Origin of the sequence: Blautia sp. TM10-2, from assembly GCF_003480845.1 — a bacterium.
GTDB lineage: Bacteria > Bacillota > Clostridia > Lachnospirales > Lachnospiraceae > Fusicatenibacter > Fusicatenibacter saccharivorans.
The window spans coordinates 197,595-221,043 of sequence record NZ_QUJZ01000003.1; the positions used below are offsets into that span (position 1 = coordinate 197,595).

General features: G+C 40.4%; 17 protein-coding genes. 15 read left to right on the plus strand and 2 right to left on the minus strand.

Going from position 1 to position 23,449, the window contains the following annotated elements:
* The first annotated feature begins 7 nt into the window (after positions 1-7).
* On the plus strand, positions 8-2,194 hold the full coding sequence (locus tag DXD92_RS04245) for a hypothetical protein (protein ID WP_118640149.1): 2,187 nt from the start codon (positions 8-10) through the stop codon (positions 2,192-2,194).
* Position 2,195: 1 nt separating this feature from the next.
* Entirely contained in the window at positions 2,196-2,969 is a 774-nt protein-coding gene (locus tag DXD92_RS04250) for a PP2C family protein-serine/threonine phosphatase (RefSeq protein ID WP_117802224.1), read from the plus strand.
* A 102-nt stretch (positions 2,970-3,071) separates the two neighbouring features.
* Here DXD92_RS04250 and DXD92_RS04255 read toward each other — a convergent pair whose 3' ends face one another.
* Together DXD92_RS04255 and DXD92_RS04260 are read right to left on the minus strand one after the other, a co-directional pair.
* On the minus strand, positions 3,072-3,302 hold the full coding sequence (locus tag DXD92_RS04255; protein WP_117802223.1) for a hypothetical protein: 231 nt from the start codon (positions 3,300-3,302) through the stop codon (positions 3,072-3,074).
* A 12-nt stretch (positions 3,303-3,314) separates the two neighbouring features.
* Complete coding sequence (locus DXD92_RS04260; RefSeq protein WP_117802222.1) at positions 3,315-3,965, minus strand: hypothetical protein; 651 nt, start codon at positions 3,963-3,965, stop codon at positions 3,315-3,317.
* 99 nt (positions 3,966-4,064) lie between these two features.
* Between DXD92_RS04260 and DXD92_RS04265 the strand changes: the two genes are divergently transcribed.
* From DXD92_RS04265 to DXD92_RS04325, 13 genes are all read left to right on the plus strand, one after another.
* On the plus strand, positions 4,065-4,577 hold the full coding sequence (locus DXD92_RS04265; protein ID WP_117802221.1) for a hypothetical protein: 513 nt from the start codon (positions 4,065-4,067) through the stop codon (positions 4,575-4,577).
* Positions 4,578-4,656: 79 nt separating this feature from the next.
* The gene (locus DXD92_RS04270) at positions 4,657-5,757 is read left to right on the plus strand and encodes a hypothetical protein (RefSeq protein WP_117802220.1); all 1,101 of its coding nucleotides are present in this window, start codon (positions 4,657-4,659) and stop codon (positions 5,755-5,757) included.
* Between the two features lie 139 nt (positions 5,758-5,896).
* Complete coding sequence (locus DXD92_RS04275) at positions 5,897-6,169, plus strand: hypothetical protein (protein ID WP_117802219.1); 273 nt, start codon at positions 5,897-5,899, stop codon at positions 6,167-6,169.
* On the plus strand, positions 6,166-8,601 hold the full coding sequence (locus DXD92_RS04280) for a type IA DNA topoisomerase (protein ID WP_117802218.1): 2,436 nt from the start codon (positions 6,166-6,168) through the stop codon (positions 8,599-8,601). Before DXD92_RS04275 ends, DXD92_RS04280 begins: the two co-directional genes overlap by 4 nt.
* A gap of 6 nt (positions 8,602-8,607) precedes the next feature.
* Positions 8,608-9,636 (plus strand): sigma-70 family RNA polymerase sigma factor, encoded by a 1,029-nt coding sequence (locus tag DXD92_RS04285; RefSeq protein WP_117802217.1) that lies wholly within the window; start codon positions 8,608-8,610, stop codon positions 9,634-9,636.
* Positions 9,637-9,785: 149 nt separating this feature from the next.
* Positions 9,786-10,043, plus strand: a complete 258-nt coding sequence (locus DXD92_RS04290) for a hypothetical protein (RefSeq protein ID WP_117802216.1) — start codon at positions 9,786-9,788, stop codon at positions 10,041-10,043.
* A gap of 13 nt (positions 10,044-10,056) precedes the next feature.
* A complete protein-coding gene (locus DXD92_RS04295; protein ID WP_118640150.1) occupies positions 10,057-10,509 on the plus strand; it encodes a hypothetical protein in 453 nt (150 codons plus the stop codon).
* Positions 10,510-11,231: 722 nt separating this feature from the next.
* Entirely contained in the window at positions 11,232-12,611 is a 1,380-nt protein-coding gene (locus DXD92_RS04300; protein ID WP_118640151.1) for a hypothetical protein, read from the plus strand.
* Positions 12,612-13,222: 611 nt separating this feature from the next.
* A complete protein-coding gene (locus DXD92_RS04305; protein WP_118640152.1) occupies positions 13,223-20,854 on the plus strand; it encodes a VaFE repeat-containing surface-anchored protein in 7,632 nt (2,543 codons plus the stop codon).
* An 80-nt stretch (positions 20,855-20,934) separates the two neighbouring features.
* The gene (locus DXD92_RS04310) at positions 20,935-21,435 is read left to right on the plus strand and encodes an HD-GYP domain-containing protein (protein WP_118640153.1); all 501 of its coding nucleotides are present in this window, start codon (positions 20,935-20,937) and stop codon (positions 21,433-21,435) included.
* A 345-nt stretch (positions 21,436-21,780) separates the two neighbouring features.
* Entirely contained in the window at positions 21,781-21,987 is a 207-nt protein-coding gene (locus DXD92_RS04315; RefSeq protein WP_117802211.1) for a hypothetical protein, read from the plus strand.
* A 20-nt stretch (positions 21,988-22,007) separates the two neighbouring features.
* Positions 22,008-22,520, plus strand: a complete 513-nt coding sequence (locus DXD92_RS04320; protein WP_158581764.1) for a signal peptidase I — start codon at positions 22,008-22,010, stop codon at positions 22,518-22,520.
* 53 nt (positions 22,521-22,573) lie between these two features.
* A complete protein-coding gene (locus DXD92_RS04325; RefSeq protein ID WP_118640155.1) occupies positions 22,574-23,428 on the plus strand; it encodes a SipW-dependent-type signal peptide-containing protein in 855 nt (284 codons plus the stop codon).
* The last annotated feature ends 21 nt before the right edge of the window (positions 23,429-23,449 follow it).

Below are 23,449 nucleotides of genomic sequence, written 5' to 3' on the forward strand. Positions count from 1 at the left end.
AGTTAAAATGCAGAAAAAAATTGCACGCAAAATAGCATCAATAACGGCAGTCAGTTTGGCTTCTGGACTAATAACTGTTCCGGCAGGGGCCAATGCGGATCTCACGCCAAATTTGCAGATTATGCAGAAGACAGAGATAATAAGCGACGAAGCGTTAGATCAATCATATCAATATGATTATCAATCAGATGGGAACGATCAAAGATTTACGCAGGTCGAAACGTCGTGGGATAACGCTTTCGTGGCTAAGAAATTAGTCGTTGGAGATTGGAAAAACTACGATGGAGATGTCGTTGTTTCGATTCTTAAAGATGATGGAATGGAATATCAGCTTCAAACGACCGAAAACGCTCAAGTCGAACTTTCTGATTATGGAGAAATTTCAAGCATCAAATTGCAGCCGGCAGGTGAAATTGCAAATTCAGATGCTTCAATGTCAGGGATGGTAATTGATGGCGACATTGATATGTCACAAGCGTCTGATACTGTAGAATTAAAAGGGACTATTCGGGAATCAGAAGACGGGGAGAACTTCACATCAAAGGTAGACGAAACAGTCTCAGCAACGGTTTTGAAAACGAGTTATAAAATTGAAACACCAGTATGGAAAACAGAGCAGGACAAGCTTTCTTACGGTCAAACAGCCAAGGTGACATTGGATGGTTTGGCTGGAACCGGAACAGCAGAACTTTCCAGCTATGAATGTCAACTGATCATCCCAAAAGGAACAGAAATTGAGCAGATTGATCTTCCAGAATTTGAACATGCAACAAGTACACTATTTGTTGATGGGAAAGAATATACGGAAGGAATCATTACCTCTGATTCCAAAGTTCTGTTACAAATTTGTCTCGAAAAGGACAATAATAGTTTGATTGAAGACGACAATAGTCAAGATGAAGACAACAATAGTCCTGCATATGACTTCAAACAAACAAAAAGTTTGTCACTGTTATTAAAAAACATTCAACAGGATGCAAAAAGTGAGGATGTTTTGATCCAGGCATACGTAAAAGCGGTCTATGGTGATGATCAGGAAGTAAAAACAGAAGCCTCTCAAAAGATACAGCTTATTTGTGAATATCAGATGGAAAGTCCAAAAGTTTCCAGTTCAGCCACAATAATTCCTGGACAGGATGATGTACAACTTACATTTAATAATATGAATGCAACAGCGACAACATCTGTCACGGGTTATGTGGTAGATTTTTATATTCCATCTGATTTGACAGTGGAAACAATACGTGTCCCGGAATTTGTTGATTCAGAGGGAAACTCCGTAGAACGTTTGATTACAATTAATGGTCAACATCCCAGTATCTTGAACAAAACCATTTTTTTATACGATAAAATAGGTTCTTTTCAAATGGTCGTATATACAAAAGATGGCACGTTTTCGCAAAGCAGAGATATGGTAATCACTGCAAGCAATCAAACTTCTTCTGAAAAAGAGATTGAAATCAAAGCTGTTGCAAATGGATATTATGCAAATAATCTTGTCCAAACGGTAGAATCTAACATTCAAAAGTTGACCTTACAGAAGGTTGTTACCCCGCCGGCTCCAACACCAGAGCCGACAATTGAGCCAACGGTAACACCAGAGCCAGAGCCGGAACCAACACAGACTCCGACACAGGCTCCGGAACCTTCCCCAAACCCGACAACTACACCGATACCAACACCAACGATTACGCCGGAACCAACAACAGTACCAAGCGAAAGTGATTCTGTCAAAAAAGAGGCTGCAAACCTGAAGCCACTCACACCAAATGTATCAGTTTCAAATACAACATCGGGTGATACGTTAAAAGCTGAAAAGAAGCAGGAAACAAACGATATTGTGGATAAATTGCGTCCGACTGCTACTACTGCGGTACAGGAAACTGCAGTTACAGATGATTTTTCGAATAAGCAAACTTCTGAAAAGACTGAAAGTTCTTCTGACGCTGCAAGAGTTACAACAGCCCCGGCAGAAAAAATTGAAAAGACAAGCCCAGAGAAAGTAAAAGATGCTGTAGAAGAAACGGTAAATGAAAACAGAGGAATACAAGTATTATTAATATTACTTGTGATTATCGGCTGTGGAATTGCAGTTCTTATAGGCATGTTTTTACACTTTACTCGAAAGAAGAAACATCTTTTACATCTCGAAGAAAAAATGAATGACTCGAAAAATGTAAAAGGGGATTCTTAATATGCCAAAATATATATGTGGTGCGACATCAGACATTGGGGTTGGACGAGAGCAGCAGGAGGATTTTGTGCAATTCTGCGAGCTTGATGAGGAAACATTGTTGTGCATCGTTGCGGATGGAACAGGTTCTATGCCGCAGCGACCGCAACCAGCATCTATTGTTGCTATGGACATAATTGAAAACATCAAGGATTCGTTTGGGAAAAAACCGGATTTGCTAATAAAGTATCCGAAATTTTTCCTCGAAAAGGCTATGAATGATGCGAATCGGATTTTGGGAGCATTTCAAATGGGAAATGAAGAATTGTTTTCCGGTTATTCGGCAAGTGTAACATGCTGCTTGTTTTTGCCGGACCGCAAAATAGCAATTGGACATAGCGGTAATACCAGGCTGTATATTATCCGCAATGGAAAAGTCAATCTGATTACTCATGATCATACGCAAGCGTACGAACTATTACAGGAAGGGAAGATTGATAGCGAGACATATTATGTGCATGACGGAAGATTAAAGCTAACCAGTGGAATTGGAAAGATCATTAACCCGCGGATTGACACAATTTCCGGAAAATTGCAGGAGCAGGATTTGGTATTGATGACTACAGATGGAATCCATTATGCATTGCGCCCGGATGCAATGTCTGAGATCATCCTAAATTCGCCACCGGAGGGGACGGAAGCTACCAATGCACTTGTTAATGCAGCTAAAAATATTGTTAAATATCCTGACAATATGTCCGCAATGCTGATTTACATGCCATCTGGTTTTCTGTAAATGGATAGTAAAAGAAAAGCTCCCTACGCTTAAATTAGGGAGCTTTTCTCTACTATAGCTATCCATCAGAACATGTTTCTGACGTAAAAAAGTCATATGGCATTATTTTTGGTACTTTTTCATGATTTCCTGTAAATCTTTCGGGTCGAACGTTTCCAAAAGTTGTTGAGACATAATATGCATAATAATCAGAACCGTAAAGTAAAAGGAAATTTGGCCTGTGCGTTTTGATGCCGAACTTACAGAAGTGATGAAACGAGAAATTAACTTTTTGGCTGCCCGCACTTCACTTGGATTAAGCTGTATAGCCGTGTCCTTGAGATGAATGATCATATATTTCCTCCGTTATGTTCCACTATTCAAACTGTATTGGTACGAATAATACTCATAGAAAAAGTCGTTCTGCATTTCACTAGGAAGTGTATTATGAAGAAGTTCTACGGGATTTTCGTATAGATTACGAATAGGCTCTATTAACTTGTGTTCTTTGGCAAAATGGCAGAATTTGCGTTTGTCTGCGAAAAAACCATACAGTTCTTCCACTGAATGAAAGTTTCCAAAGTGATTTAACGCATAGGCAAGGCAAATTTCCAAATTGTATTCTGCGTCTCCAGATAAGAAAAAATTTTTGGGAAATTTTTTGAGTTTTCCCTGTAATACTTTTTCGTAGACAAACAAAACCTGTTTCCGTTTGGAGATACGAATCTGTTCTGGATACACAAAAGCAGCAAGGTAGAAAAGATCTGTCTCTGGATTGCATTCGGATGGAAAGTCGATTTGATGAACAATTCTGGTTAAATGCAACTGTTCGGCTATCTGAGGGGTTAAATAGTCACGGACTTGTTCAGGCGTCCATTCTAAAAGCTCTTCAAAGATGAAACGTAAAATTTGTTTTGCTGTAGTCTTTTCTCGCAAACGGGTTAGGGATAATTGAGAAAATTTTTGAGTATTCCCTAATAAAATGCCTTCATACTCAACAAAAAGTGCATAATTCATAGTTTATGAAACCTCCTTCGTTTTTTCCCTTCAACTTATAGTATTAGAAAACAAAAAACAAAAAACGAATTCACGTACGACAGAAAGGAAATTTGAGTAATGACGAAAAAGAAAATTATTTTATGTGTCACAATAATCGCATTAAGTATTTTGGGGATTTTTGCATTTAAAAGTTTTCAAAAATACCAGAAACAATATACTGGAAAACAATGGTATGAACGGCAAAGCGACTATATTAATGATTTATCTGTATATGCGGGTGAAATGGATGACATTTTTTCTCTCTATATTGCCGAAAGCATTTCTGAGGACGATTTCTTGAATCATGTTAGTTTGCTGCAAAATCAATTAAGCGTAATTCAGGTTAGCTATCAACAGGAAAAGGAAAATCATCCTGTAAGAACTGGATCTTATACATATAATCAGAAATATGCTTGTGAAGGTGTTGAGGAGACATTGACGCATCTTCAGGAGATCTTAGATATGGCTCGTGAAAATAGTGGAGATGTTACCACACTCGCGTACAAATATTTGGCGTTACACCAAAATATCATTGATTCCATGTCAAAATATACAGCAGCACAAACGGCCATTGCCGCCGGAAATCCCTAAATTGTTATGGGATTGATTTATGATACTATAATCGAAAAGTGTTAACCGCGGTATAGTAGTTTAGGAAAGGGGAAGATTTATGAAAAGTACGAGGATATTGCCTTCTGTATTAATTATTGCAACGGTGTTGCAAACATCTAATGTGTATGCACTTAACCAAGAAGCTTCTGCTAATGTATCAAGTGTGGATAGCACTGAAATAGCACGAACATTGCAGACGTTAAAGGCAGACTATATGGATACTATTGTGGATACGGATGATTTTCAGTCCATGTATCAACAGGTTCAGAATCAGATGGCTTCGACAGAACAGCTTGATCTTGCTGAGTATTATGCTCAAAATTATGAAATTACATTTCCAACCGAGAATCTATATGATTTATCGGATGTAGATATCGCAAGTGGCTATGATAGTTCGGCCACAAATGCGCAGTATATTTCTCTGGCTTCGCAATGCATGAATACGTATAGTGATTATGTGGATGCAAGCGGGCAATCCGGAAATAGCATGCAACTCTTTCAAAGTCAATTTGGAGATGTAACGAAAGAATTATCTTTATCAACGCCTACCTTGCCAGAAGGCTATGATATGTCACATCTGGTTAGTAGTGCAGCCTCCAATGTGAGCGATATCTATAAGGATGCTTTGTCAAGTTCTGGTGTTTCTAGTGTCAAAGACAGTATCAATACACAGTGGATTTTTCAAAAGGCGGCTTCTGGACCCGATGCGTATTCAATACAATCATATTCAAAATTGAGTAAAATGAATAGCGGCGGACAGGAAGCACAGAAAACCCAGAAAGATTTATTCGACAAGGCGACAGAAGCCAATCAGAACATTTATAACAATCTGAATACCGATTTGACTCAGAAAACCCAAAAAGAGCTATTAAAGATTGTAGATACCGATTCGTCGGTGTTGTTTGCCGGATCAGACAAACAGGCAGCTAAAAATCAGCTAAAACAAATCAAGCAGGCTACCAATGCCAGCGGTAAGATTACACGAAAAGTCAATGCGATTACAGATGCGGCATCTGATTCTTGGAATAGACTAAAAAATAATGTAACTGCAAAATCCGAAGACGAGATAAAAGAAGCACTGCAATCAAATGTAGAAGCAAACAAAAAAGATAAGTGGGGACTTTGTGGAAAGAAATCCATCACAGGTTTTATTAATTAAGGAAAAGCGCTAACAGTCGATTTGATTGTTAGTGCTTTTTTTTCGTACGTGAAAATTGGAATTTGATAAATTTTGTAATTCTAAATTAAGGAAATAGCTATTTTCCTTTGAATTTCTCATTCTAATAGGGAGGTGTAAAATGTCAAAAATTGTTTGCACGTATGAAGATTACGATAAAATGTGCGAAAAATTTCGAATCATGAGGTTTCAAGCAGAAGATTACGCTCCGACTTTGTGGGATTTTTCAGAATACATTGAAAAAAATCCAGCAAAATATATTGATTTTCTGATCTGGATCGATGTTACTGGCATCACAACAGAAGAAAATAAAGAAGCTCGGAAAATGGTTCGTAAATTTTTATGTGAAAATTTGGTTTTGGTTGATTCTTTGGAAACGGAGGAAACAAAATGATTGCGATTTATGCAGAAAAACCAGATATGGGTACTAAAATCGCGGCGGCATTATTCGGGATTCCGTTGGAAAATGGTGTAGTGGTAACATTCAGCCAATTGGAAAAATACGAACGTCAGATCAAGGCCCAACGGACTAAAAATGGATATTTTAAAATCCGCTATCAGGGGCAGGAAGCTTATGTTACTTGGGGATATGGGCATATGTGTACGCTCAAGGAACTTCCGGACATTGATATACGGTATCAGAATTGGAAAAATATTCCATTACCATATATTCCAGACCATTATGAGCTTAAATTGCTTGGCAACAATACGAAACAGTACAACGTCATAAAAAACATCTTCAATAAAGCAAATCATATTATCTGTGCGACAGATAGTGATCGTGAAGGTGATTTGATTATGGATTATTTGTATCGCTATATGCAGTGTAATACTCCATACTCGCGGGCTATCTTTCATGAACAGTCCCAGGAATCTTTTCAAAAGGCTTTTTTACCTGAAAATCTGGTTAGCAGTACAGATCGGTTATCTGTTATTGAGTCCGGAAGAGCGCGTTCAACAGGAGATTTCATCGTTGGAATGAATCTTACAGTCGCCTGTACACTTAAATATCCGAACAATGGGGTACTGTCAATTGGGCGTGTACAAACAGCGGTCCTGAATATGATTGTGCAACGGGAAAATGAGATACATGATTTTAAGCCAACCCCTTATTTTGTCCTTCAGGGAAAATTTGCGACACAAAAGGGAATCCAATATATCGGAACCCATGTATCACAAAAAATTCCAAACGCTCAGGAAGCACATGAATTATTAAGTAAGCTGCAGAATGGATCACATGTTGGTGTGATATCCAATCTGCACACGGAGCAGATCAAAAAGAAAAAGCCATATTTGTACGATCTGTCCACACTGCAGATGGATGCCAATAAAAAATATGGATTTTCACTGTCTAAGACACTTTCGTTGGCACAGAAGTTGTATGAAAACGGATATATAACATATCCACGTACAGATTCCGTCTATCTGCCAGATGATATGGGGGAAGAAATGCAGCGGACCATCGACCATTTGATGTCTCTTACAGTGTATTCTGAGTACAACACTGGAAGAAGAGTAGATCCCTTAGACAGACATTATTTCGATAGTCATAAAGTTTCCAGCCATTATGCTATTGTACCAACCCCCAAAGCGGGAATGCCTACTGGTGATGAAGGAAAACTATATGACTTAATTGCGAGGTCTGTAATCTGCATGCTGTTCCCGGATGCGGTATTTAACAAAACAAAATTTCAGACAGTTGTTGAGAATGAAGTATTTGAAACAACAGGAATGACGTTGGTGTCGGCAGGCTTTTTAGCTGTTCTTGGTGTTCCAAAAGATAAAATTATCCCAAATGTTAAGAATGGTGAGATAGTTACCGCTGATTTCGAAGCGTTAAAAAAAGAAACGGAACCGCCTAAACGTTATACAGACGCAACTCTGCTGAACGCAATGATCAATTGCGGAAAAACATTAGAGGATGAAGAGCTGCGTAGGCTCATGGCTGGGAAGCCCGGGGAACGTCCGCTAGGATTAGGAAGACCTTCCTCACAGGCATCTATCGTCCAGACGCTGGAAGATAGACAATACATAGAAAAGAAAGGCAAGACAATCATTCCAACTACAAAAGGAATAAATTTGATTGCATGTTTTCCTGTTCAAGAACTAAAATCGGCCGTTATGACAGCGCAATGGGAAAAACGGCTTGATGATATAGAAAATGGAATGGATTCTTATGAATCTTTCCTCAGTGACTTACAAGCATCTGTTCGAAACTGGACAAATCAAGTTATAACAGCCCCTATAAATCCTATTTTAGGCGCTGGGAAAGAAGGAAAAATGACAGATTACACATGCCCTATATGCGGTAAGAAAATGGAAGAATATTTGAATATGTATGGCTGCTCCGGCCATAAAGAAAAAACTTGTGATTTTAAAGTTCCCAAAAAGGTTTGCGGAGTAACATTAAAAACCGCAGATCTGGAACTTTTATTCAAGGAGGGACAGACACAGACAATCAGAGGATTTGTGTCAAAAGAAAAGAAAAAATTTAATGCACGGCTGATCGTTGATCGTGAATCCGGAAAGGTAAAATTCTACTTCCCGCCGGCAGAAGAAACTGAATTAATTTGCCCATTCTGCAACAAGTCGTTGAAAAAGTATGATTGGGGATATGCTTGCCCAGATCGTTCTGGATGCGGCTTTCATTTAGGAACAAACGTTTGTAAACACGAGCTGACAGAAGATGAGGTTCGTCAGATCCTTGTTGATGGCCGAACGGCTAATTATATTTCTTTTGTGTCGAAAAAAGGAAATAAATTCCGTGCAGCAATTGTACTGGACAGGGATAGCAAGCAGACAAAATTTGAAACGGAAGAGTGGTAAGAAATTATGGAAACGAAGGAAAATATGGTAATCACCTCAAGATTGCAGAAGATCTATGAAGAACAGTCTTCTTTTGAACAGTTTAGGAAAAGCTGTATCAAAGAGGGAATTGATGAAAAACAGGCCGAGGTTATTTACTTTAAGTTTGTGGAGCAGGAAAATGCTTCTTCTGATGATACTTTATTAGAGGACGATTTTGATTTAGATTGCACTGATTCTGTTAAGATGTACCTGAACGAACTTGGAAATGATCCTCTTTTGAGTCTGGAAGAAGAGCAAGAACTTTTTAAAAGGTATGAGGCCGGAGACGCTGAGGCAAGGGATAGGATTATTCGTTTTAATTTACGTCTGGTCATAAGTGTTGCTAAACGCTATGTTGGAGGTTCGAATCTTTCCATTATGGATCTAATTCAAGAAGGAAATATGGGACTCATGAATGCGGTCACCCGCTTTGATTACAGGAAGGGATATAAGTTTTCCACTTATGCGACTTGGTGGATTCGACAGGCGATTACACGGTCTATCTGTAATGACAGTCGTACAATTCGTATTCCGGTCCATCTCTTTGATAAATTTAATCAAGCTCGCAGGATGGAAATTAAATTGAGACAGGAACTGCAGCGAGATCCAAAAGAGAGCGAAATTGCAAAAGCTCTTGGAATTTCTGAAGAGGCCTTAGCTGCGTTAAGAAATTATCAGCAACAGCCGGCATCCTTGGATTTACCAATTGGTGAGGAGGAAGATACTTCGATCGGAGATTTTGTCCCGGCTACAAATATGCAGTCAAATCCTGAAAAATCCGCTGTCTATTCATCGTTGTGTGATGCATTGGAAAAAGCAATGGATAGTTTAACAGAGCGTGAGAGAGCCGTGTTGGAAATGCGATATGGTCTTAACGGCGAAAAGCCACAGACATTAGAGGAAATTGGCTCGAAAATGAACGTCACCAGAGAACGAATCCGTCAGATCGAGGCAAAAGCCCTCATGAAAATGCGTTCTCCGCGAAGAAAAGCATTGTTAAGAGATTATTTATAATGGATATCCAAATAAGCGAGACTGTAAAAGGTTTCGCTTATTTTTTTTCGCCTTTCTAATTCTATGAATATCAGATCAAATAAACGATGAAAGGAGTATCGAAACCTATAAGATCTGAAATACATTTTGTCAAAGAGAGGACGACTTTAATGAAAAAATTCAATGAAAAATTTAATGAAACATTGGATACTTTAGGAGAAATTGGATATTGGTTAGGTGTACGGTTCGAAAGATACATCGAAGAAAACAAGGATGATATTTTGGAATTATTAGGGATCTTGGGTGCGTTTTTCGTTATGTGGTGGATTACCGTAGCTATTGAGGCGGATAAGATCTTTAAAGCTATCTTGATCATGGTGATCGGTTACTCAATTGTGATGCTTTACGAAAAATGTATTCATGAATGATTGGAGGAATTTTATGGATTGTTACAATTTTTCAAAAGGAAGTTTTTATTTCAATCTGTTTCAGGATTTTAACAAATTTTTTCGTGAAATGTATACTTCCGAAGATTCAAATGCTTTATTCTCCCAATATTCAGAGAAGTTTATCCAGTTCTACCCGGGAGACTTCTCCTTTGATCTGTTATTTGCACTTGGGCGAGTAACGGAGCAGAAAACATGGAAGACAATTAGCCTGGAACAGTATGTTGACTTTTTTAAGGAATATTATGTTTTATTCCGGAACATGCTTGGACGGGTACTCACGAGCTGCCAATCCAGTGAATCGTTTTGTAAGATGGCATATGATGGCTTGGAAGCTTTGTGGCAGAAGTATCGTGGAATCCAAACAGAAAAATGGCAATTTGGCGTAGATATGCTTGCTGCTGCTACATTTGAATTTGATCGTGCATGTAGGCGTATATGCGCTTAGAAAATCTTTGAGGAGGATTTGCCACCAGATGGCTACGCTGGGAATGATGTTTGCATGGAAGCAAAACGCAATTAAGTGAAATACATGACAGCCTGGGAAATCTCCCAGGTTGTTTTTTTTGCCTTTGATTATAGTCCTACTAAAAACTATAGTCTAAAATAATACAATAGTCTTATATTAGACCATTTTTTTGAATTTAGAACTGAAGCAAGAATTTGCTTTATCTATAGACGTTTTTGAAAGACCTTGTTTATTAGGGATAATATAGGACTCCCTCTAAATATGCCAAAAAAATAAGAAAAATCCAGTAAAAATAGCCTAAAAAAATATATTATCCTACCACTTTCCAACACGAAAGCATTATTTAGCGACCTCTGGCCTATATTTTTCCCTAATTTTGTTACCTGGGATTATCTGCGGACCGTAAAAGGTCATTTTTGAGATCTGGTACATGAAATTCATTAGCAAATTTCAAATAATTATCTGCGTTATTGTCCCAAGTGATTCAATTATCGTCCCTTACGATACAATAATAGTCTTATCTTGTACTATAAAACAATAAGATGATTGTAGTTCCGTTGTAGCCGCGGTATAATAAAGAACAGTTTGGGTTACCCGAGATATCCCAATTTTTTCATATACGTGAAAACGCAATAGAAATCTTTTTTGGAATACCATATATAACCGAAATACATCCTTAAGAAAAGAAAGGAGATCTTTTTATGAGAAAACGAACGCAAATGTCCTTATTGGTTATGACAGGATTATTGAGTACCGGATTGGGAGGATGCGGGACTCCGAAAACGCAGACTGCTCCAGAAACAGGTAATTCTGAATCCCAGAGTGTTTCCAGTTCTTCCATTGTAAAAGAAAGCCATTCCGTTGTGGATTCCTCTGAAGATATTATCACTGAGGATAATTATACTGAGGAAGATATCAAAGATGCAGTATCTGGAATTCATGATCTGTATATTTTACAAAGCGCTGATTCTCCAAACCTGCTGCATGGAATTTGTTATGATAAGGATATTGTAAATTCCATTTCTGCCAGTGGTTCAGGGATTGATTTAGAAAAAGTTGGGGAATATGAAGTAAAATATGAAGTAGAGATAAATGCAGAGAAGCTGGCTGAATATTTGTCCTCAAAAGAAAACCCGAAGGCAACCCCGGGAGGAGCCAAATATACCACCAATACAAACCCTGTTATTACCATTACCCAGAAAGTATCTGTTGTTTCCGAAACAGAAGCCGAAAAGCTGGCTGATAAAGATACGGTAGTAATTGGGTCCAAAGATGAGATCTGCAAAAAGAGCGATGGAACTGAGGTTGAAGAAAAGACAGAAATTCCGGAGTCCTGTAAAAAAAAGGGAACTACATCAGTTTCGGCTGATTCGGGAAAAGAAGTTTCAAATACGGTAACAACCTCTGACAAAAAACAGGAATCAAATACTTCCGAAAAGAAAGAAGATACAAAGAAAGCATCGCCTACACCTACGGATAAGCCAAAGGAAGAAGCCCAAAAGGATACGGAGTCCCAAAAGAATACCAGCGCAAGCACTAAAACGACCCCGACTCCGACCAAGAGTGTCCCGAAATCTTCTTCAACATCAACGCCTGCTCCAACCAAGAAGCCAAGTACCCCGGCAACGACTGCTGCTCCAACTAAGGCTCCAACCGCCACACCTGCTCCAACTAAGGCTCCTCATGAACATAATTGGGTTGAGCAGTATACGACCGTAAACATCCCAGCGAAAACCCATACCGTCCATCACGATGCAGTATATCAGACAATCCACCATGACGCGGTTACCCATGAGGAACCAATTTATGAATACCATCAGGTATGCAATGTATGTGGGGAAGATTTTGGATATGGTCCAGATGCAATCGAAGCTGTAGGTGATCATTCGGCTGTTACGGATCATAGCTATAGTTCACAAAAAGTTTGTGTTGGAAGCACAACGGTTACGGATCAGGACGCATATGATGAACAGAGATTGGTTAGCGAAGCATATGACGAAACAATTGTAGACGAGCAAGCCAGAACTGAGCAAAGATTGACTGGCTATAAGTGCAGTGGTTGCGGAGCTACTAAAAATTGATATTTCTAGTCGCTGACTTGTCCTTTCCCCCTCTTTGAGGAATAAAGCGCCCAAAGATGTTCGAATAGCTCATTTGCTTCCTTTCGGTTTGGAGCAGATGCCTTCTTTTGGCTGACTGATGATTTGATATTCTCTGCCGCTTCGAATTCATGCTTCGTGTCATCCGGGCCAGATGCACAACAATTATTTTTTACACTGTTTTTGTTTGATCTGTTTTTGTTAGTATACTTGTTTCCCGCAATCGAAAAAGTCGATTCCTCATTTTTGGTAAACGGAAAATCCGTTATTACTACCTCGTGAATTACTTTATAGTGTTGAAAAGGATCATGGAAATTTCATGGTCCTTTCTTTCTATTCTGCGCTTCCAGATCGTCTACCACTTGCCTACCATATGTCTCCGCATCATTTGATCCTCTATATTTCCCTCTTCTTTCGCATTCGTTGCGTACAGCATATAGCAAAAATCAACCCGCCGAAGCACTTTTGAAAAAACGATCAAAAAAAATAGTTGGATTTACAATACTATATACAGGGACAAATAAATATCCCTTATTCGACTCCGGATTCGTCACCCGGGTTGGATAAAAAAATATAGAAAAGGAGATTGCGTGATGATGAAGAAAATGAAGGACTATCTTCGGAAAGTCACTGCCGGATTACTGCTGGTAGCAATGAGTAGCGGTTCGGTTGGCGTAAATACCGTCAGCGCCGCAACAGATGATGACAACGATCCATCCACAACTACGGATATTATTCCAGAAGCAGTGGAACGTGGTACATTATCAATCCAGATTGATAATGCCGGCGGAAGTATTGTAGTCACAACACAGAGTAGTGATGGAAAAGAAAATACGCAGACAATCCGAAAAGAGAACGACAAAACAACAATTACCGATGCAAACGGCAATGTGACGACTGCAGAACCGGAAAATAGTTATGATCTTGTCCTTGAAGCCGATAAAGGTACTGTTGTTAAAACCAAAGTCACGAGCGATGACGGAAATTATATCGCAACGTATCGAGTAACTACAGATGCAGGAGCAGATGATGTTGATCTGCCGGAAAAAACACAGGAGTATTCAAATGATATTGCTGTGGAAGGAGACAAGATTCTTGAAATCGCATTCCAGAGGAGTGCGGATAATGAATCTGCGTCGAATGCGGCAGGCGAAGTAACATCGAATCCTTCGGAAAATGCAGCAGAGACAACGGATACGGTTGATAATTCAATTTTATCCACCGACCCAGGTGCCGACGAGCCTGCGGCTGGTCCAGAAGCCTATAAACTTCCGGATGTATCCGAAATTGCACTGTTTGATCTGTCAAGATCCAGAGCTGAAAGCAAAGAAGTAACAATCAGCACAATGGGATTTGCACATTACGGTGGTAGATCGGTTCCGATTTTTATCATCGATAATAAGAGAGCTTTCTGTATGCAGCAGGAAAAACATACGCCGGATCATAATGGATATACCAACTCCGGTGTTGCTAATCCATTTGATAACAACCTTGCCCGTACAGTTCTCTACTATGGAGAGAGCGGTCAGGGATTCAGCAAAGGTCCTCTTGCTGGTATGGGACAGGAAGAAGCCATTATTCGAACTACATTTGCGCTGAACTATGCGTACAATGGAAATGAGCAGCTGTCTGGCGAAGAGGGAAAACAGAATGGTATTGATCTTGCAAAGCCTATTCTCGATTTTGCAAAAGCACATTTGATCGAAAGTACGGAAGTTGCGTTCAGTAAAACAAAGGCTACTGCTTACTTCGATTCTACCGATGGTAAACAGCGTACACCGGATATTACTCTGAATGCGAATGATATGAACAGCGTAACAATGAAAATTCCGCAGGGTGTATACATCCATCTGTATTCTCCCGACAGAGAGTACACGAATCAGAATGTTACCATCAATGGTGGACAGAAATTTTTCTTGTTTGCGAAGGCCGGCACGAATCCGGGAAAAACCTATTCCACCGGAGAGCTTGGCGCATCCATGAATGATTCTCAGGCAATGATCGTTGATACTGGAGATGACTCCGTACAGCATACAACCTATATCCAGATGTTCCCGAATACTTCCTCTACATCGCTGACTGTAACATGGCTGCAGCAGGGCGAAGCAAAGGTAATCAAAAAATCTGCCAATGAATCCCTGACGAATGGTAATAGCTGCTATTCCTTAGAGGGTGCTGAATTTGCACTGATCGATTCAAATGGAAAACAGGTGGCAACAGCAAAAACAAATGCAAAAGGTGTTGCCGATTTTGGCAAGGTTGATGCTGGAACATACAAAGTCAAAGAAATTTCTGCTCCAGAGGGCTTTGAACTTAATACAGAAATGCCTTCTATTAAAGTAGAACCAGAAAAGACAGCAGAAGTTACCATGACAGATGAACCGTTAAATGACCCAGCAGTTATTACGATCAATAAAGTCGATTCTGAAGGAAATAAGGATACTTCTAAAGATCTTTCCGGTACAGAGTTTACAGTAAAATATTACAATAAGATCTATGAAAAAGAGTCTGATCTTCCTGAAAAAGCGACCAAAACATGGGTTATCAAAGCCATCAAGAGAACGGTTGGAGGCAAAGACATTTACCGCGCGCAGTTAAGTGAAACATGCAAAGTAAAAGGCGATGACTTCTATCTCGATGCCAATGGCAGCCCAATTTTACCGTTAGGAACAATTACTATTGAAGAAACCAGTGCTGTCAAAGGCTACAACAAAGACAATAATTTCACCAATGGCGATGTTTCGGTAAAAGGTAAATTTTTCGGTACTATTCAGAAAAAAGGTGATGCAGTTGTACTGCATTATGGTGATACCGTGATTGCAGAGGATGGATTTACTGCTTCGGATAACATCATTCGTGGAGATCTTCATTTCTATAAGATCGATGATGATGGAAGTGCAATGGCAAACATTCCATTCCTGATCACCAATAATGAAACCAAGGAATCCCACGTTGTCCTTTCCAATAAGGATGGTGTTGTAGATACCTCAGAAATCGCACATACAACCAATACCAATGGCCTTGATAAATATCAGGACGGAAAGAAGATTACCGATGAATCGAAACTTTCCGGCCAGTATGGAACATGGTTTGGTGATGGAACCGTAAATAAAGACCGTGGCGCACTGCAGTATGGAACTTATTCCATCCGTGAGCTTGCCTGCAAGGGAAATTATGGAAAAGATCTGATCGAGACTACAGTAACCGTAGATTCCGAGAAGACCAATGTAAGCTTAAACCCGCAGGTCAACCATACAATTGTCCTTAAAACAACCGCAAAAGACACAACCACAGGAACCCACAGTGTTCCAGTTGGTGAAAAGGCTACCGTAGTTGATACAGTTAAATACAGTGGTCTGAAGGTTGGACGTACTTATACGTTAAAAGGACAGCTGGTCAGAAAAGATGACAGAAGCGTAATTGCCACCGGAGAGCAGACTTTTACTGCTGAAAAATCAAGTGGCACTGTGAATATCACCTTCAGCTTTGAGAGTTCGAAACTGAAAGGAAAATCTCTGGTTGCGTTTGAGCATCTGTATTGGGATGGCATTGAAGTCCAGGCCCATGAAGATATCAACGATACCGACCAGACCGTTACGATTCCGAGTCTGAAAACTGTTGCCAAGGATGATGCAACGGCCGATCAGAGTGGTGTACGCAGCAAAAATGACAAGATTACCGATACTGTTTCCTATACAGGATTAGCCTATGACAAGGAATATGTTGTAAGAGGAACGCTTGTAAATCAGTCCACCGGAAAAGCATTAACCGGAGCAGATGGAAAAGCAATTACTGCGTCTAAGAACTTCCACGTACACAGCAAGGAAGGATCTGGTTCTGTCGATGTTACTTTCAACTGGGATTCATCTGACTTTGAGGGAACCGCGGTTATCACACAGACAATGTACCTTGTCAATGACGATAAGAGCGAAACCAAAGTAGCAGAAGCAACCGATCTGTCTGATGCAAACGAAATGGTATATTATCCGTCCATCCGCACGAATGCAGCAGATAGTCAAACAAAGGACCATGTAGGACTTGTTGGACAGACTACGATCATTGATCATGTAACATATAAAAATCTGATCCCAGGCAAAGAGTATACGGTTTCCGGAAAACTCATGGATAAAGACACCGGAAAGGCGTTACTCGTAAACGGAAAAGAAATCACAGCAACAACAACCTTCAAGCCAACCGCCAAAGACGGTACGGTAGATCTGACCTATAAGCTGGATGCTTCTGTGCTGGAAGATAAAACGGTAGTTGTTTTTGAAGATCTGATTCACAATAAGATCAATGTAACATCCCATGCGGATATTAATGATGAGGAACAGTCTGTTCATTATCCTAAAGTCCGCACCACTGCAAAGGATCACAGCACAAAAGATGATGTAGGAACCTCATCCAAAGAAGCACGCCTTGTTGATACTGTATCTTACAGCAATTTGATTGTTGGACAGAAGTACACGATCAAAGGTACCTTGATGGATAAAGAAACCGGAAAAGCCATTGAGCAGAATGGAAAGGCCGTAACAGCCGAAACAAGTTTTACAGCTACGGCAGCCCAAGGAAGCGTTGATCTTACATTTGTATATGACAGCAGCGTGCTGGAAGGAAAAACAACGGTTGCGTATGAAAAACTGTATCATAATGAAAAAGATGTTGCTCGTCACGAGGATATCAATGATGCAGGCCAGACTGTACAGATTCCGAAGATTCAGACAACAGCTACAAGTGTTGAAACTGGAGATCAGGTAGGAACTATCGGTAAAGAAGTACAGATTACCGATGTTGTATCCTATAAAAATCTGGTAGTAGGTAAAGAATACACCATTTCTGGAAAAGCAATGATTAAACCATCTGGATCGGAGCAGGCAGTTCCTGCAAAAGACAAAGATGGCAAAGATGTTGTTCAGAGTGTTACCTTTAAGGCAACAAAAGCGAACGGCGAAGTATCCTTAACCTTTACCTTAGATTCAAGTAATCTGAAAAACCGCACAGTTGTTATCTTTGAAGAGCTGCTCCATAACGGAGTCACCGTTACCACACACGCAGATATCAACGATGATAAGCAGAGCGTTTACTTCCCAGAGATCCGTACGAACGCAGTCGATAAACAGACGAACGATGGTGTCGGAACCGTCGGAAAGACAACGATTATCGACCACGTATCCTACAAGAATCTGGTAGTAGGAAAGCGTTATACCATTTCCGGCGTACTTATGGATAAAGACACCGGCAAACCGCTTGTTGCGAGCGGCAAACAAATCGCAGCGTCTGCAGAATTTGTGGCAGAGACAAAAGATGGAACGATTGACCTTGTATACAAGCTGGATGCTTCTGATTTAGCTGGGGCAACTACCGTTGTATATGAGAATCTGTACCATAACAAGAAAAATGTAACATCCCATGCGGATATTAACGATGAAGAGCAGACAATCCACTACCCGAAGATCGGTACGACTGCTTCTGATGGTTCTACCAAGGATCACGTTGGAACATCCGCAAAAGATGGCCGTTTTGTGGATACGGTTAAATACGAAAACCTTATTATCGGAAAGAGCTATACCGTAAAAGGTACTCTGATGGATAAGAATACCGGAAAAGCCATTACCCAGAATGGAAAAGAAATCACCTCAGAAATGACCTTTACAGCAACCAAAACTTCGGGAACAGTTAATCTGTTATTTAACTACGACAGCAATGCGCTGGAAGGAAAAACAACCGTAGCATTTGAGAAACTGTTCCATAACGATATTGACGTTGCACGGCATGAAGATATTTCAGACGAAAATCAGAGTGTCCATATTCCGAAAATCCATACAACCGCAACCGATGCGTCCACAAACGATAAAGAAGGCGTAATTGGCAGCACAGTAACCATTAAAGATGTAGTCCGCTATGAGAATTTAATTCCGGGCAAAGAATACACTGTAAAAGGAAGCGCAATGGTTAATCCGGGTGCATCCTATCAGTATGGTTTCCGCGCTGAATATGACGGCCTCACCGTTGGAAAGACATATCAGGTAACGGGAACTGCAGTTGATGCAGACGGAAATGATATTCCGGAATTACGTTATTCTGGTACATTAACGCCAACAGAAGCATCTGGAACTGTTATTGCAACTATTAACTCTTCTGAAACTCTGAAAGATGCGAATCCGGTATTTACCTTTGTAATTTCCAGTGGCAGCGAGAAATACACCTATACAGCATCTGAAATGTCGGCTACTGGTGCAATCAGTGGCATCAGAATGGCAACCGATGCAGAAGGAAACAATGTCACTTCCGAAAAAACATTCGTTCCGGAAAAAGCAGACGGCGAAGTAACACTTGAATTTGTCCTGGATTCTACCCAGTTACAGGGAAATGATGTCGTTATTTTTGAGGATCTGTATCACAATGGCGTAAAGGTAACATCTCATGCAGATATGAAAGATGATGGACAGACTGTGCATTATCCGGAGATCCATACCACAAATGTAGATCAGACAACCGATGATCATCAGGGAGCCGTATCTGGACAGACAACACTTGTTGATATCGTACAGTACCGTAACCTGATCGTTGGCCATGAGTATACCGTAACCGGAAAGCTGATGAAGAAAGTTCCTGTAAAGAATGAGGACGAATCGAATGATTCCAATCAGGATGCAGAAACCCCAGATGTTCCGGATGATTCCGAACAGCCTGCAGATGAAGTCACCTATACGGAAGAACCTGTGCTGGTTAACGGAAAAGAGGTTACGGCATCTACAACCTTTACAGCAGAAACCAAAGATGGTTCTGTTGATGTAGTCTTTGTCTTTGATGCAGAATCCGTAGCAGGCGAAACTGTAGTTGCATTTGAAGATCTTTCTTATAAAGGTATTCAGCTGACAACACATGCAGATATTAACGATGAAAATCAGACCGTATATCTGCCGGATATCCATACATCAGCAGTCGATGCTGAAACGGGTATCAAGAACTCTTACCGCGATGGACATATCACAATCACAGATACTGTAACCTACGAGAATCTGATCCCGGGAAATACATATGTATTGAAAGGATCACTGCAGGAAAAAGTAGAAGAAGATGGTGAGATCACCTACAAAGCGGTAGAAGCAAAAATGATCACATCTGAAAATGATGAAGAAACGGTAGCTGATGAAGCCACTCCTGTAACTGGACAAACCACATTTGTCCCAGAGGCAGCGAACGGAACAGTTGACGTTATCTTTACCTTTGATGGAACCGAACTGGAAGATGTTGAACACACTTATGTTGCGTTCGAGGATTTATATTATCAGAAGGGTGATGATGAAATCATCGTTCGTGAGCATAAAGATATCAATGACGCAGAGCAGACCGTGTATGTTCCGCATATCCAGACTGAAGTACAGGATACGGAAAGCAAGAGCCATAATGCTCTCGCAGACGAAAAAGTTACTCTCGAAGACACAGTTTCTTACGAGGGACTGATTCCGGGTAAAGAATATACCATGACGGGAACCCTGATGGACAAAGAAACAGGAAAAGCACTTCTTGTCAACGACAAAGAGGTTACTGCTGAAACCAAATTTGTTCCAGAAAAAGCTGATGGAACCGTTGTTGTTACCTTTACCTTTGACGCAACCGGACTGGAAGGAAAAACTCTGGTAGCATTCGAAACCTGTACCTATGAAGGAAAGAATGTGGCTGTTCATGCTGACATCAATGATGAGAAGCAGACAATCTATGTTCCGGAACTTCATACAACCGCAACGGATAAGGCAGATGGCGATAAGCAGCTCACCTCCAAAGGAACTCTTACCGTAGTAGACAAGATCGCTTATAAAAATTTGATTCCTGGCCAGAAATATACTGTAACAGGTGTATTAATGGACAAGGTGACTAAATCAGCTCTTGTTATTGGCGGAAAAGAAGTTACAGCAACAAAGACATTTGTCCCGAATAAAGCAGATGGAACCGTTGAAATTGAATTTACTTTCAAAGGAGACGGTCTTGAAAGCAAAACTCTGGTAGCGTTTGAGACAATCTCGACCAATGACAGTCCTGTTGGCGAGCATAAGGATATTAATGATACGGATCAGACCGTAACATTAACCCCGCCGCCGATTCCGGCTGTTCAGACAGGTGATACCAATACTATGCCGATTCTGGCAGTGGTTACGGCTGTACTTGTAGTTCTTGGAGCAGGCCTCTTTATTGCAACAAGAAAGAAAAAAAATAAGAAATAATTTTCAAGCCCTCCGGTAATTCAAAAACCGGAGGGCTTTTCAATTTGTTTTTACAATACTATAAGTAGGAGGGAAAAATCATGAATTCAGGACTTTGCGAACATTGTCTCCATGTAGCCTATTTAGTTACAGATATGACCATATTGTTAGGCATGGACGAAAAGGCGACTATGGATGTCCAGTTGGCAGCAATTTATCATGATATTGGAAAAACTCAAATTCCAGAGCAGGTCCTAAATAAGCCTGGAAAATTAACTCCGGGGGAATACTTCATCATGAAGTTGCATGCTGAAATTGGATACCGTATGATTCAGTGCCATACTTCACCGGAAACCGCCCAAATGGTCCTATACCACCATGAAGATTACGATGGCGGCGGATATTTTGGATTGCAGGGAAATGATATCCCCTATGGAGCCAGAATTCTTCGGATCTGTGATGTATATGATGCTTTGACATCATTCAGATGCTATAGAGAGCCCTGCAGCCCTGAAAAGGCGCTTCAATACCTCAAAAATAACGCTGGAACAAAGTTTGATCCTAAATTGACCGAGGTATTTGCGCGGTTAAAGCCCAACTGAAAAAAACGAAGCTTTTTTTCAGTTGGATTTACAATACTATATATGGAAGAAGAAAAGCCGTAGCATTCTTTTACGTGCTGAACTCAAAGTCGCCTCCTGACTTTTTTGAGCTTTTTCGAATGTGTAAACCCATCATACCGCTATTTGCACTGCACTCATCCCAGACGGAAAAATGCGGCGGTACAACCAAGATCCTAAACAGGTACAAAAAAGGAATGTTGCGGCTGCTCCCTTCTCCAAAATGTATATATGAATTTTTGGAATGTAAAATTTCGTTGGATTTACAATACTATATATGGTGGATATTTGTAAGACAGAATCATTAGAGAATAGGAGAATAAGCTTATGGAACCAATTGTGTTTTATGACTTTAAGCCAGATACAGAAGATCCGAATAATAAAATAGTGATTAAAAAGGCAGATTTTGAAAAACTTCTGAATAAAACATATGCCGCGGGTTATCAGGATGGATTAAAAGAGCCAAGACCAGCACAAGTCTGGATGACCAGCAAAAGAGGTTTTGACACGGAACCTAAAGTTTTAAGTATATGAAAAGCAAAGGAGATTTTGTAATGAAGAGTTTTTCGAAAGCCTTTGGAAGGATCGTCTTGATCTTAACTGTTGTAATTGCTCTTGTGGCTTCTGTCTTTGCCGTCCCGAAATTGTTTGGGATAAATCCTTATGTTGTTCTATCGGGATCTATGGAGCCACAAATACATACAGGCGCAATTGCTTTTGTGAATACGAAAGATACTGCAGTTAAGGTAGGAGATGTAGTAACGTATCGGCTGGCTAATGATGAGCTGGTTACACACCGTATCATCAAAAAAGATCAGTCTGAATATACCTTTCAGGGCGATGCAAACGATAATCCAGATGCTCATACAGTTACACAGGATCAAATTGTTGGAAAGTATCTTTTCAGCATTCCAAAAGTTGGATTTCTAATTTCAGCTTTGGGCAAAAAAGGGATGCCTGTGATAATTGCATGGATTATCATTCTGAACATAATGAGCCTTATTCTGGAGAGTACCTGTTCTTCAGGAGATAAGAAAAAGACAGCAGAGCCTCAAAATGAGGATTGAAATAAAAAAAATTTAGAGAGGAGAGCGTATCCTTATCTGCTGGAATAAAGGATATGCGAAAAAGAGCAATGAATAAGAAAAAAGCATTAACAACAATGGCTGCATGTGGACTTGTAGCAGCACTTGGTGTAGGAGGCACAATGGCTTACCTGACCGATTCTGAGCAGACTACCAACACTTTCACCATCGGCAAAGTAAAAATCGATGTGCAGGAGCCGGGTTGGGATACAACCGATAAAAACAACAACAATATCCCGGATAAAGCCGAGGATGTTGTTCCGAATCAGGAACTGGCAAAGAACCCGCTGATCGAAAACACCGGATCGAACAGCGCAGTAGTATTCCTCAAAGTTACCGTTCCGACCAAATATGTTACCCAGGTTGCTGATGACGGCACTGTAAGCAAAGACGGCCGTAAGAGCCAGGAGATCTTCTACTTCAAAGATGTTGCTGATGCTCAGAATCAGGAAAGAAACAACTTCGATGCGAACTGGCAGGAACTGGTTGACGAAGAGGTTCAGGATACCGGCGCAACAGCTTCGAAAGACGGTGTTCGTACTTACGTCTTTGGTTATAAAACCAAACTGCTGAAAGGACAGAAGACATCTTCTCTGTTCGATAAGATCCAGATGAAAAACGTCATCGAGGACGAAATTCTTCCGGATTCCGCAAACGACATCAAGGTTGAAGGCTTTGCAATCCAGTCCGAGGAGATCCTGGACAAGACCGGAAAAGATCTGACCGATGAGCTGACCACAGCAAATCTGAAGACCATCTACGACATCTTCATCAAACAGGGAACAAGCTACGATGCAGCTCACGGTACGACTACCGGACATGACTACAGCGGCAACGAAAAAGACGCGAACACCAACAACAGCAAAGATGTTCATGGCAACAATCGCTAATCAGCGGCGCGCCGCCTGCAA

Bases quoted from the DNA above. Each gene is read 5' to 3' on its own strand.
- DXD92_RS04255 (WP_117802223.1), bottom strand. From the start codon at position 3,302: ATGATCATTCATCTCAAGGACACGGCTATACAGCTTAATCCAAGTGAA.
- DXD92_RS04275 (WP_117802219.1), top strand. From the start codon at position 5,897: ATGTCAAAAATTGTTTGCACGTATGAAGATTACGATAAAATGTGCGAA.
- DXD92_RS04300 (WP_118640151.1), top strand. From the start codon at position 11,232: ATGAGAAAACGAACGCAAATGTCCTTATTGGTTATGACAGGATTATTG.
- DXD92_RS04250 (WP_117802224.1), top strand. From the start codon at position 2,196: ATGCCAAAATATATATGTGGTGCGACATCAGACATTGGGGTTGGACGA.
- DXD92_RS04270 (WP_117802220.1), top strand. From the start codon at position 4,657: ATGAAAAGTACGAGGATATTGCCTTCTGTATTAATTATTGCAACGGTG.
- DXD92_RS04315 (WP_117802211.1), top strand. From the start codon at position 21,781: ATGGAACCAATTGTGTTTTATGACTTTAAGCCAGATACAGAAGATCCG.
- DXD92_RS04290 (WP_117802216.1), top strand. From the start codon at position 9,786: ATGAAAAAATTCAATGAAAAATTTAATGAAACATTGGATACTTTAGGA.
- DXD92_RS04295 (WP_118640150.1), top strand. From the start codon at position 10,057: ATGGATTGTTACAATTTTTCAAAAGGAAGTTTTTATTTCAATCTGTTT.
- DXD92_RS04265 (WP_117802221.1), top strand. From the start codon at position 4,065: ATGACGAAAAAGAAAATTATTTTATGTGTCACAATAATCGCATTAAGT.
- DXD92_RS04280 (WP_117802218.1), top strand. From the start codon at position 6,166: ATGATTGCGATTTATGCAGAAAAACCAGATATGGGTACTAAAATCGCG.
- DXD92_RS04305 (WP_118640152.1), top strand. From the start codon at position 13,223: ATGATGAAGAAAATGAAGGACTATCTTCGGAAAGTCACTGCCGGATTA.
- DXD92_RS04285 (WP_117802217.1), top strand. From the start codon at position 8,608: ATGGAAACGAAGGAAAATATGGTAATCACCTCAAGATTGCAGAAGATC.
- DXD92_RS04325 (WP_118640155.1), top strand. From the start codon at position 22,574: ATGCGAAAAAGAGCAATGAATAAGAAAAAAGCATTAACAACAATGGCT.
- DXD92_RS04310 (WP_118640153.1), top strand. From the start codon at position 20,935: ATGAATTCAGGACTTTGCGAACATTGTCTCCATGTAGCCTATTTAGTT.
- DXD92_RS04320 (WP_158581764.1), top strand. From the start codon at position 22,008: ATGAAGAGTTTTTCGAAAGCCTTTGGAAGGATCGTCTTGATCTTAACT.
- DXD92_RS04245 (WP_118640149.1), top strand. From the start codon at position 8: ATGCAGAAAAAAATTGCACGCAAAATAGCATCAATAACGGCAGTCAGT.
- DXD92_RS04260 (WP_117802222.1), bottom strand. From the start codon at position 3,965: ATGAATTATGCACTTTTTGTTGAGTATGAAGGCATTTTATTAGGGAAT.